Here is an 11,698-nt window from a genome sequence, read left to right on the forward strand (position 1 = left end):
ATCCTGGGTATACGAACGACGTGATCTCGATGCAGACATGCTGCTGGTCTCTCTTTCAGTAGAACCCCCATTTTAAGAGGGCCCACCGTCCTAAATCTCCGCAGCAGTCCAGAGCCCAAGTTGTTGGGAACGAATCCGATTCGCGTGTAGACCGCGCAGGCTCCACGCAACGCGGATACTTGACGGGCAGAAACGGTGCGAGGATCATCGAGCTTATGGTGGATGACCGGGGTCCAGGGCTGGGCGGCTTGACAGCCAAGCCCTTTCGATGCCCAGTATGCGGACGCTCTAGGAATCTGCTTCGTTCGGTTCCGTGCACCGAGTGCGATGTAGCGATGGTGTCTAAGGGAGACAAAGATACAGCTTAGTTGTGTGCATCTCCCACTGACTTATCGATTTGCCTGAGTGCCGTCGTGTAGCCGCGAGCACTTGAAAGGGCCGCCCCATAGCTAGCGCATGAGATCACGAGCAGCACCAGTGGTACAACGATACGACCGAGAGCGGGCAGGTCCCACAGGGTGGGAACTGACGTTAAAGCAACTGTGGCCGCTACGAATACAAGGGTGCAGTACATGTCCAAACGGGTACGAAATTGATCGTGGTGCGCGAGTACCCGTGGCGGCACGAGATGCCTGTGCCGCATGACGAAGCCTTCTATATCTCCGCCCGCGTTGCGGAGTTGGTCCTCAGCGGCCCGAAGAATGTTGCCCAGCTTCGTTGGCATGATTCGGAAGTCCTCCGGGAACTCGTCCAAATCTCGATCTAGGCGTAGTAGCCTCGCTGAGTCCCAAGGCCTGCAATATTTCCACCACTCCAGATTATCGGCCTCGGCCAGCTGATTCGACGAGATTCCCGGCGGCGGATCCACGTTAGCAACGTTAGCTTCAACCGCAAGCAAGACAAATGCGTTAACTCTGAGCTTCAGCAGCGTAGGACGCGCTCCATGGAGTGCTCGGACCTGCGCCACTTGGAAGCGTTTCGTTAAGGATTCTTTGTGGCGGAGTTTGCACCAGATGCAGAAGCTCCTCCACCACGACGCTGGTCCTCGCCTGCGCCAATACCCCTCGAGCGACCGTATGGCCTCGAAGGAAAATGCCTGAGTAATAAGGGTTGTGATCACTAACGCTGGCACAGCCAAAACGAGAATTGGAACCCAGTTGTCTTCAACATATGAATCTATGCCGCTAAGGGTGATCGCCTTTTTCGCACTGAACCAAGCCAGTAAAGCGCCGCTAACGATGAAGAAGGCGCCCGGTAACCAGGCACTCAGGCTAAGTTGATTGAGAACCCGAGCGCCGAAGGCTGAGAAACTCTCCGGCTCAACGGATGCAGGTGGTTCACCGAGGGTTTTCTCCGGAATAACCACGGGCCTAGCTTACTTCCGGACCGCGCCGCGGGTAGCTATTCACCTGGGGTGTCGGCGTGTCGGCACCGTGATGGGGGGCGTTGAGGCGTGACGGAGGACACTAAGGCGCAGCTTCGCGAGTTGATCGCTTCGCAGGCCGAGTTGATCGGCTGGCTGATGGCTAGGATCGCTGAGTTGGAACGTCGTCTGGGGTTGGATTCGTCGAACTCGTCGCGACCGCCGTCCTCGGACTCCCCGTACACGGAGAAGCCCGCGAAGGCGCGGTCCTCGCGGGAGCGCTCGGGGCGCAAGCCCGGCGAGCAGCCCGGTGATCCCGGGGTTTCCCGTTCCTTGTCGGAGCGTCCTGACGCCATGGTCGGCATCGCCGCAGAGCGCTGTTCCGGCTACCGGGGTTCCTTGGCCGGTGCGGCGTCCACCGTGTCCGAACGGCGGCAGGTCGTGGGCCTGGCGCCGGTGCCCGCCCCGGTGGTCACCGAGTACCAACTGCTCTGCCAGACCTGCCCGTGCTGCGGGGCGGTGAACACCTCGGACTGGGACGGCGCCGAGGATGCGAACACCCAAGGGGTGGCCCCGCCGGGGTCGCCGCCGCGGATCGGGCCCCGGGCCCTGTCCCTGTGCGTGTTGTTGACCTGCGCGCATTTCGTTCAGAGCATGCGGTGCTGTGTCGGGTTCCATCAAGACCCAGAATGCCGCACCCGGCACCATGGAGCACATGAATTTCACCTCAGCTGCTTACGAAACCGCCCTGCGCCCTCTTTCCCTCCTTCTCAGCACTGTTCCAACCGATGCATGGGCCAACCCTTCCCCGTGTACCGAATGGACCGCGCGTGAGGTTGTCGCGCACATGGTCGACACTCAGCGCAACCTGCTCACGGCGCATGGGCACGACCTCGAGTCGGCCCCTGACCTGACTGACCCTGCCACCGGGTTCCGAGATCATGCAGAGCGAGTGCTCAGCTTGATGAGCAGCAATGAGGCGGCCGATGCCAGCTATGACGGGTTCTTCGGACCCACCACCGTTGGAGCGACCCTGGAGCAGTTCTACGTGTGGGACATGCTCGTACACCGCTGGGACATTGCTCGAGCCACAGGAGGGATTGAAGTATTCACCCCTGACGAGATCGACCGCATCGAAGCCGGCGACGACAGCTTCGGAAGCGCCTTACACATGGACGGGATCTGCGGACCCGCTGTACCCGTTGCTGCGGACGCCGACCGGCAGACTCGACTCCTAGGTCGACTCGGCCGCGCCACCCTGTAATCAGACAAGCAGAATGAGCCGCCAAAGTCGCCTCAGATAGGGGATCGGGACTGCTGAAGGTTTGCTTGACGCCTTTCCCTGTTCCACTTACGCCGATAACACCTGATTCGTAAGTTCATCCCGGGCACACCCCGACTGTGTGGTGGCGAGGCCAGACCCGCGGCTTGATCCGGACCGTCTCCGGCGATGCTGAATGGTGCATACGTCTCCGTGAGCAGCTAGCAGCGCTGCCGAAGCCTCATAAACCGGTGGAGATGGGCTGCCCCGACGTTTGGGAATACGAGAAACTCTGGAACTAAAGCGAAGCCGGGCGGTCTGCCGGTAGCCAGTTGACCGCAACTGCGTATCCTCACCAAGGCGGCAGGATCATTCGCTGAAACCTATTCATCCTGGCTCAATGCTCAGTGATCGTATAGGGAAAACTAGTATGGATTCATGATGCAGAACGTGAACCCGACGCTGTTGGCTCCACTGATCAGTGTCCTGTCGACCGCGTTCTGGTACAAGAGCGATCTCAGGGACTTCTTGACTGTTGCGACAAAGGATCGGAGTCTGGTCGCGCAGTACGCTTGGGAAGACAAAACCGTCTCAAAGCGGGACATTGCACGTGCGCTGGTTCACTCCTTAGCCGAGGACCAGCACAAGCACAGGGACGTGCTCGTGCGACTTGTACTGGCAGCGGCGGATATGCCTGATCCAGTTCAGCTGAAGCGCCTTGAAGATGGCCAAGCCAAGTACAACATAGCTATCGAATCAATCAACGTCCTCCGTCCTTTGGTAGCGCCATACCGGAAGGAACAAACGGAGCTTGATGAGCTACAACGAGGTTAACGACCACACGAGAGTTAAATGCACTCCGGCAGCAAACCCACCAGGCCATCACGGAACTAAAAGCAAGATTTCTTGAGTCCGAGAAGCTTGCGCCACAACCGCGAGGATACGCTTTAGAGAAGATTCTGAACGAGCTTTTCCACATATTCGAGCTCGAAGCACGGGCTCCCTTCACCGCCTACGCTGAACAAATCGATGGCGCCTTCAGCTTGGACGGCACCGACTATATCGTTGAAGCAAAGTGGAAGGCTAAACCCATTGCTGGCGAAGAAGTCACCAATTTCGTGGGTAAGGTGACACGCCGATTGGACAACACCCTCGGCCTGTTCCTCTCCATGAGCGGCTTCCAGCGATCGGTGCCCGATCTCGTAGGCAGATCAGGCAGACATTCTGTTCTCCTTATGGACGGCGGGGACTTGATGGCTATCCTTGAGCACCACATTTCACTACCGGAGCTGATCATACGAAAAAAACGCCACGCCTCAGAAACGGGAAACATCCTTTTCACTGCATGGGAAATACTTAACAGCTGAGACTGGGGCAGGGTTCTTTAGGGGAGTATCGCAGTTGCCAATCTGGATTTCCCACATCGTCCATGCGCCCCCCCCCTGGTACGTCGCCCGGGTTGCCGAGCACATTGCTTTGGTCTAAGGCTATGGCTGGTAACCAACCCGTCTGTATGTCAGCCATCAGACCCTCGGTTGGCCTATCAACCACAATTTTTGTTCTCGCGGCGAAGGCTGCCCTCCTGATCGCAAGCTCACTGCAGCCCGGCTTCTACCTTCCCGGGCGCTTGGTCAAGCGTTGGATGGGCATCTCAAACGACACGTTCTTCGCGGGCGTTGAGGAGCTTCGCGCACACGACCTGCTGGACTACGTCGATGAGACCAAACGACTACAATCGCGCCGAGGGAACCTACCAGCAGCGGCACTACACCCTTCAAGAGCCCTTCGGGAAAGACGCGAAGGGGCGGGTTAATTCTTTAGCCGCCTTCAGCGCTCGTTTCAAAGCAGCTGGGAGGTGATTGGCGTGGAGCAACGTCCTGCTGAAAGGCGACAGGTTGAACCACTTCGTCTGTGGGTGCAGACAGTCGCGTTGACCGTAGCGGCGATATCCCCGATCATCGTTGAACTCATCCGGTTGGTCACCAGGTAGCTATGCATGGAGGTGTCCGATTGACGGCCCTGGCTCATACTGTCCGAGGGCGCAGAACAAGCACCATGCCGTCAACGCGGAATCTCGACGCGGATCTTTCATGTGTCTCCGAAGCGCCGATAACGTTCTATTACGTCACCAAGCTTCAGGAACGAGCACTTCGTTGCCTGTGAACGGTGCTCAATCGCAAGTTTGGACGGCATGAATTAGGGGATGGCTCAAGAAGCCACGCAATGGCTTCTGCCTCGTCGGTGAAGAACTGGGTGGGAGTTGCCGAAGTGTAAGCGAAGGCGGTCATGACCATACTCACCTGGTCCATTCCCAGCACCGCTGTCTTTGACGAACAGGTATCTTCGATCAGAAGTTCGCGGGCTTCCCGTGTGATCTGTTCGACCGAACCAATATGGACTAGTAGTGGCTTTTTTCCTGCGCTAGAGACAGCGTCAACAGCTCCAATGGTCTTCCGGACATCGCTACCGGTCATGGTCACACCAGGAGCCCACCTGCTCCGGTTGAAATCTGGCTCAGTACTTAGGACGAACCTCTTGGCAACAGCCCGCAGATGCGATCCAAAGCCTCAGGAGCAGCATTGACGCGGGCCTCGATGAGACTGTGCAGTCATGGTTGCCTGTCACCGACGAAACGCGTCACCCGGTCATCGCCGGCCATGCCGGCAAAGAAGGAGGTATCGGAGCGTTGAAAAGGGCGGAGAGCGATAGAGGCTAGGGCGGACATCGGCGTCGATGGGCCCGGCCCAGACACCCTCGCGGTACTGCAGAGCATTCTCCCTGGGACGTGCCGGCTGTGTAGGGCTAACAGCATCGAGAATGTCTGCACCTTGCTGGACATTGTCGAACGCGACTAACCGTTCGGGTGGTTTCGCAGAGGTAAATCGGCTCAGTGGAGGCAGGCACTGGAGATTGTTCCACTGGACGATCCGTTATCCCCACGGGGTCTCGCGGGCGGGGCAGCGTCGGCTATGGGGCCGTCTGGCGCGGGGCCACACCGTCCGTTTTAGGGTTGTTGCCGTGTCCTGTGCTGGTTGCAGGTTCAGTGAGTTTTCGTCTGATGATCAGTTACTGGTCGGGTGATTGCGGAGTGCGTCGCGGAGGAGCGGCAATAGCACGTCTCCGTCGCTGCCGCGGAAAACGGGTACCCCGTTGACGGTCTCTGAGGTTCCGTCTTGTTTGGTTGACACTGATGGCTGGACCTTGCGTAGCGCGATGGCGGCGATGCGGTCGGGATGCGTTTTGGCAAGGTCTTGGTAGAGGTCCGGGTCGTGTTCGCCGTCGTCGCCGACGAGCACCCAGGTGATGTTTGGTAGATCTTCCAGCAAGCGGGCAAGGGATGAGGATTTGTGTTCCTGGCCGTCCCGGAACCACCGGTGGGGGGTGATACCCCAATCGGTCATCAAGACGGCACCAGCTGGGAAGCCGTTTTTGTTTAGGAACCGCGTCACTGGGCCCACAAAATTCCATGGTCCGTTACTCAAATACACGACCCCCGGACCGCTCTGATCCTCGACGGCGGTTTGAAGTAGGCGGGCCATGCCGGGCACCATTTTCCGGGTGGCGCTGGACCCGCGTAAAGTGCGCCAAGCAGCTCGAGCTGGATGGGATATGCCGGTCACCCATGCGGTGTCGTCGATGTCGCAGACGACCCCTCGAGATGGATCAGGGCTAACGACGTGAACATCCGCTGGAACCTGGTCGCGGCCCTCCGACGTGAGACGAGCGGTGGCCGTGCCGGGCTCGAGAGGGGTATCTAATTTCAGCCGCGCGTCGATGATCCCGGCCTCGTCGCTGATGACCACGGTTGTGGTGCCGCCGAGTTCAATCGATACCTCAGTTCCGGGACTTTCCAAAGTGAGGAGGCGCCGCCACCCCGAAATCCCACGCCGCTCAGCGGGGTTGACCGATGCTGGTGCGAGAACCACCCGTCCCAGAACCCGAGCATTATCGCCACTGGCATAGCCGGAATACGGAATGATCGCAGGTGTCCAACCCCTGCGAGTCGCTCGACGGGCCAGCTGGTCCCGGATGCCGGTCTCAGTGCGGTACGCGACGGCAACCGCAGTTTGACGTGATTTACTCACTGCAGCTTTAGGCGAAGGCATCAGCACATGATACCCCCTAACCCAAGCTAGTTCCTCCCCCTGATGTAGCCGCCGTTGTTGGGAAGGAATCTCAGTAGCCGTGGGTCTCCCGGTAGTGTAGAAGCCACTTGCCTTCACCAACGGAAGAGATTTTCTTGTGAAACATCATCGTTCTGCCCCTGATCCGGAGGGTCGATCTTCGAACCCCCTCAGTGTAGGAGGGGGTGAAGTTAGATGATTGAAGCAGTACTGACTCTGCTCGTAGGTATTCTGCTGACGCTGGCCATTATCGCCGCGTGTGGATTCTTTGTTGCCCAAGAATTCGCCTACATGTCGGTGGACCGTTCCCGCATGGCGGCACTGGCTGAAAAGGGCGACGCCCAAGCGAAGCGTGTTCTGGCGATCACGAAGCGCACATCGTTCATGCTCTCGGGCGCTCAACTCGGCATCACCGTCACCGGATTGCTCATCGGCTACGTCGCCGAGCCCCTCATCGGACAGTCCGTCGGAACACTCCTGGGCGGCGTGGGCATAGACCCCGCCATCTCGGTGGCAATCGGAACGATCGGCGCCCTGTTGCTGGCCATGGTGGTCACCATGATCTTTGGTGAGCTATACCCAAAGAACCTCGCCATCGCCAACCCTGAACCGCTGGCCAGGGCGCTAGCCATGCCCACACGCATTTATCTGCTGGCGTTCGGCTGGCTCATCACCATCTTTGATGTGGCAGCAAACCTGCTGCTCAAATTGCTCCGTATCGAGCCCTTGGAAGACGTCGATGAAAGTGCGACGGCTCGCGACCTCGAATCAATCATCAGGGACTCACGGGTCAGCGGGGACCTCCCCGATGACCTGTCGATGATCATTGACCGGATCCTGGACTTCCCGCAGCGCGACGTTGAGCACGCCATGAGGTCCCGCTCCAAGGTCGATTCGATCTCCCCGGACACCACAGTCGGGGAAGTACTGGCACTGATGTCTACCGGACACACCAGGTACCCGGTCATCGGCGACGAAGACGACCCCGTAGGCATCGTCGAACTAATCGATCTCTTGCGCGGTGCGCACGATCACGACGCACCGGTATCCACGGTGATGCGCGACGCCGTCGTCCTCCCCACGACCATGCAACTGCCTCTAGCGCTTGAGCGGATGAGGCAAACACGAAACGAGCTGGCCTGCGTCGTTGACGAATACGGCAACTTCGATGGCATCCTCACCATCGAAGACCTCACCGAAGAAGTCATCGGCGAAATCTCCGATGAACACGACCTCCACATCAACGAAACAGTCAATGTCGGAGAAGCTCACTGGAGTCTGCCCGGAGACGTTCACCTCGACGAGGTGGAACGCCTCATCGGCCATGACCTGACCCACAACGAAGCCGAAACCATCGCAGGCCTCATCATCAGCGAACACGGCGACCTGCCACCGGTTGGCTCAGTGGTGCGAATCGACCTCCCCGAGAAGCCATCGGAAACGGTACAGGATCTCCGCATGGAGCGTTGGCTCGACGTGGAAGTCACCGAAGTGGACCGCCACGTCCCCTCTCAACTCATCGTGAGGTTGCACGAACGCGATCTGGACGCTGAAGACACTCCGTCCACCGACACCGACGCTCACAGCAACTCCGGTGACAACAACGATTCGTCCGTTCTTTCGGACCAGAACAGCAAGGAGGTGACCCGATGAGTTGGTGGATGGTCACAATCATCACGGTAATCCTCATCCTGGCGAGTGCGTTCTTCGTCATCGTCGAGTTCGCTCTCCTGGCTGCACGCCGATACCGGCTCGAAGAGGAAGCCGAACGTAGTGCCTCAGCACGAGCTGCGCTGCGGGGTCTGAACGAGCTCACGGTCATGCTGGCCTTCGCCCAACTGGGCATCACCGCGTGTACCTTCCTGCTGGGCGCCGTGACGAAGCCAGCTATCGACTACGCGCTCTCACCAGTGTTCGAACAGTGGGGCTTACCTACCGCCTTCGCCGGGGTTACCGCGTTCATGCTCGCCCTGATCGTTGTCACGTTCCTGCACCTCGTCATCGGCGAGATGGCACCGAAATCATGGGCGATTGCCCACCCCGAAACGGCTGCTAAAGCCACCGGCATCTCAGCGCGCGCCCTCACCTGGCCGCTGCGACCGTTCCTGCTCTGGATCAACCACCTCGCCAACCGGCTAGTCAAAGCCTCCGGAGTGGAGCCCGTCGAGAAGGCGGCCGCCGGCGGTCAAGACGCCGACACCATCCGGAAGCTTGTGGCGCATTCCCGTGACGCTGGTGTGCTCGACGCCGAATTCTCCGGGCCGATCGATCGTGCCATCACGTTGGGGACACTCACTGTCGGCGATATTGTCCGCACCGACCGCGTACCCACTTCGGTGCCAGTGACGGCTACCGCGGCGGATATCCAGGCGGTCGCCGCGTCGTCGGGGCACCTGCGTGTTCTTGTCGGAACCGGCGTGGACTGCCAGGTCGCGCACGTTCGCGACACTCTCGCCGTTGACGGGCAAACCCCAGCCGTGGACATCGCCCGAGCAGCCCTCACACTAGCCCCGGACGTATCGGCGTATGACGCTTTAGCCCAGATGCGGCGGGGCCACGTCCAGCTGGCCACGGTGGTTGACGCCGACCAGCTCCTCGGCGTGGTCACCCTCGACGATCTACTGCGAGAAGTGCTGCCAGGCTCGGCGGATCCTGAAAATCAACCTGTCCCCATGGCGTAACACTGGATGGGCCTTCGTACCGTACCGGGTCGATCGCTGAACGACTCGGAAACGAGCACACCTGTTTGCAGTTCGCAGGATAGGCTTTAAGAACGACCTGGAAGCGGTTGCCGCCTGGCACGCGCTCCACTATCTAGTAGGGAGCAATGTTGTGATCGGATTCATTATCGCTGGATTGATCATCGGCGCGTTGGCTCGGCTGATTAAGCCGGGCAAACAGAACCTTGGCTGGATTGCCACGCTCTTGCTTGGTTTGGTTGGATCTGTGATCGGCGGGGTGATCGCGAACCTGCTCGGCACCGGCGATATCTTCGAACTGAACATCCTCGGCTTTGTCGTGGCCGTCATCGCAGCCGTCGTCCTGATCGGGACCGCAGAAGCCCTGACCGGTCGCAAGAAAACCACTCACTAATCGAAGTGCAGATGCGCCGGAACGCCCCTTTCACATCCCGAATATGCTTCAGCGGGCAGTGACGACGGGACAGATTATCTGGCCCGTTCGTTAGGGTGGGTAGATGCCCCGGCAACCGGCCGGTGTTGACTTTAAGCGTAAGGAGCAGTCATGGGTTTGGATGACAAAATCAAGAACGCCGCGGAAAAGGTTACCGGTAAGGCCAAAGAAGGCCACGGCGAAGCAACCGGCGACGAGAGCCTGAAAGCTGACGGTCAGAAAGACCAGTCAAAGGCAGACCTCAAGAGCGCCGGCGAAAACGTCAAGGACGCCTTCAAAAAGTAACTGCTAGATCCTGCAAAGGGGTGGTACGACTCAGGTCGTACCACCCCTTGTCATTGGTCGGGCAACCCTTCCACGCCCAAAGGAACCTGAGACAGGCAGTACACAGGCTTCGGAAGAAGACCAGCTAACTGGGATCAGTGGGCTGTCCAGACAATGAATCAATGCGTACTGAACAGGCTGCTGTGAGTATTCACGCATGAGTGGCTTTCTCGTTATAGCTCTGGCGCTGGCAGGAGCACGGTGTGCTGGTACAGCGGGATTTCAGAGACTCACGCAGAGTGTCATGCCCCGCCCGATTACGCCGATAACACCCTGATACGTTATGCGCCGATGTCGGCGGGCAGTGTTAGCTTGGGTTCTCTACTGTTGGACGACTTTGGGGGTTTGGTTGTGCCTGTGCATTTACGGGAGTTGGCGCTAAGTGTTGCTCAATGTCCCGAGGTTGGACAAGTGGATGAGCCTCAAGCGGACGGGCGGCTTCATCCCTGCCACAAGGTGGTCCATGCTCAGGACGACCATCCTGGCCCTTTCCAGGTACCGGAGGCGTGGGCCGGGAATCTCGAGACTGCAAAGGTCGTGTTCGTCTCTTCGAACCCGGCTATCAGTGAGGGCCGGCCCGAAGCCAAGTTGCCTAGCAAACGTATTGCGGAAAAGTATCCAACGGTTGAGTGGCCGGAGGAAGATACCGCAGATTTCATGATCCGGCGTTTCACTTCGGAGCGGGAATGGGTTCTTGACCGCCGCCACTTGAAAGTGGATGGTTCCAGAGGCCGCCAGGAAACTTATTGGGGTTGGATCATGCGCCAAACTCAAGCGCTGCTCGGTCAGGATTCCATTTGGCATGAGGACGCTGTGATGACCGAAGTCGTACATTGCAAATCCAATAAAGAAGAAGGCGTGTCGGAGGCTGCAATTCACTGTTCCTCTCTGCATATGGGGCGGATCCTTAGTGCGACCTCGGCTGGGCTGGTTGTTGTTGTAGGGGTAAAGGCCCGTCAGGCATTCATGGCGGCGTACCCATCTGTCTTCATCGATCGTCCACGTTTCGGCACCGACGAACCCGATGGCAGGCCCGACCCGGCGCAGAACATCTTTGTTATGGACATTGGCGGGAAGCAGCGACTGGTCTGTTTTCTGTGGCACGGCCAGGCTGGCAGTCAAGCGGGGAAAATCACTCATCTTCCACACTTGTACCCGGAGGATTTCGGTAGGCTTCAGGCCGCAGCAGCCGGGACGCCGGCCTCAGACGACCCGCTGCCTCCTGCGTCAAAAGTCAGGCGGCAGTGGGTCGTTGAACGCATTCTCGATCCGTCGGTCGAAGGGGATGAAGCGTCACTACGGTCCGAGCTTCTTACTGTGTTCTCTTTGGATCAGGCAAAGGAATGGCTTCAGGCATACAACTCTGAAATTAAGGGGTGCCCGGCAGATCTATTTCTACTACACGGTCTTGAACCGGTCATCTTGGCGTTCGCTGCGCACCGTTCGGCACCAGGAAATTCTCCAGCACGGTAAACCTTCACCCCAGCTCGACCG

At 58.9% G+C, this 11,698-nt stretch carries 12 protein-coding genes and 1 pseudogene; 9 read left to right on the forward strand and 4 right to left on the reverse strand.

All coding sequences use genetic code 11. The features are described from left to right. Positions 1 to 364 precede the first annotated feature (364 nt). On the reverse strand, positions 365 to 1,366 hold the full coding sequence (locus ACX80A_RS03840; RefSeq protein ID WP_459258358.1) for a hypothetical protein: 1,002 nt from the start codon (positions 1,364 to 1,366) through the stop codon (positions 365 to 367). A gap of 156 nt (positions 1,367 to 1,522) precedes the next feature. Here ACX80A_RS03840 and ACX80A_RS03845 point away from each other — a divergent pair. Then, positions 1,523 to 1,633: pseudogene (locus ACX80A_RS03845) on the forward strand (DUF6444 domain-containing protein); the annotation flags it as partial. Positions 1,634 to 1,749: 116 nt separating this feature from the next. Here the strand turns inward: ACX80A_RS03845 and ACX80A_RS03850 are convergent. Next, entirely contained in the window at positions 1,750 to 1,923 is a 174-nt protein-coding gene (locus tag ACX80A_RS03850; protein WP_459258842.1) for a hypothetical protein, read from the reverse strand. 155 nt (positions 1,924 to 2,078) lie between these two features. On the opposite strand from ACX80A_RS03850, the gene ACX80A_RS03855 reads away from it, so the two are divergent. From ACX80A_RS03855 to ACX80A_RS03865, 3 genes are all read left to right on the forward strand, one after another. Continuing rightward, on the forward strand, positions 2,079 to 2,627 hold the full coding sequence (locus ACX80A_RS03855; RefSeq protein ID WP_459258359.1) for a maleylpyruvate isomerase family mycothiol-dependent enzyme: 549 nt from the start codon (positions 2,079 to 2,081) through the stop codon (positions 2,625 to 2,627). 435 nt (positions 2,628 to 3,062) lie between these two features. Continuing rightward, positions 3,063 to 3,458, forward strand: coding sequence for a hypothetical protein (locus ACX80A_RS03860; RefSeq protein ID WP_459258360.1), 396 nt, complete (start codon positions 3,063 to 3,065; stop codon positions 3,456 to 3,458). 122 nt (positions 3,459 to 3,580) lie between these two features. Beyond that, positions 3,581 to 3,991 carry a restriction endonuclease gene (locus ACX80A_RS03865; RefSeq protein WP_459258818.1) on the forward strand — a complete coding sequence of 137 codons (411 nt, stop codon included), beginning with the start codon at positions 3,581 to 3,583 and terminating at the stop codon, positions 3,989 to 3,991. Between the two features lie 768 nt (positions 3,992 to 4,759). Here the strand turns inward: ACX80A_RS03865 and ACX80A_RS03870 are convergent. Further along, positions 4,760 to 5,176 (reverse strand): DUF7793 family protein, encoded by a 417-nt coding sequence (locus ACX80A_RS03870; RefSeq protein ID WP_459258819.1) that lies wholly within the window; start codon positions 5,174 to 5,176, stop codon positions 4,760 to 4,762. Between the two features lie 510 nt (positions 5,177 to 5,686). Further along, entirely contained in the window at positions 5,687 to 6,730 is a 1,044-nt protein-coding gene (locus tag ACX80A_RS03875) for an App1 family protein (protein WP_459258361.1), read from the reverse strand. Positions 6,731 to 6,943: 213 nt separating this feature from the next. Between ACX80A_RS03875 and ACX80A_RS03880 the strand changes: the two genes are divergently transcribed. The 5 genes from ACX80A_RS03880 to ACX80A_RS03900 all read left to right on the forward strand — a co-directional run bounded on the left by ACX80A_RS03880 (position 6,944) and on the right by ACX80A_RS03900 (position 11,677). Then, positions 6,944 to 8,401, forward strand: coding sequence for a hemolysin family protein (locus ACX80A_RS03880; RefSeq protein ID WP_459258362.1), 1,458 nt, complete (start codon positions 6,944 to 6,946; stop codon positions 8,399 to 8,401). Continuing rightward, positions 8,398 to 9,429, forward strand: coding sequence for a CNNM domain-containing protein (locus ACX80A_RS03885; RefSeq protein WP_459258363.1), 1,032 nt, complete (start codon positions 8,398 to 8,400; stop codon positions 9,427 to 9,429). Before ACX80A_RS03880 ends, ACX80A_RS03885 begins: the two co-directional genes overlap by 4 nt. Before the next feature lie 151 nt (positions 9,430 to 9,580). Continuing rightward, a complete protein-coding gene (locus ACX80A_RS03890; RefSeq protein ID WP_459258364.1) occupies positions 9,581 to 9,841 on the forward strand; it encodes a GlsB/YeaQ/YmgE family stress response membrane protein in 261 nt (86 codons plus the stop codon). Positions 9,842 to 9,991: 150 nt separating this feature from the next. Continuing rightward, a complete protein-coding gene (locus tag ACX80A_RS03895; RefSeq protein WP_459258365.1) occupies positions 9,992 to 10,165 on the forward strand; it encodes a CsbD family protein in 174 nt (57 codons plus the stop codon). Positions 10,166 to 10,615: 450 nt separating this feature from the next. Then, positions 10,616 to 11,677, forward strand: a complete 1,062-nt coding sequence (locus ACX80A_RS03900) for a hypothetical protein (RefSeq protein WP_459258366.1) — start codon at positions 10,616 to 10,618, stop codon at positions 11,675 to 11,677. Positions 11,678 to 11,698 lie beyond the last annotated feature (21 nt).

Source organism: Arthrobacter sp. TMN-50 (assembly GCF_054511125.1).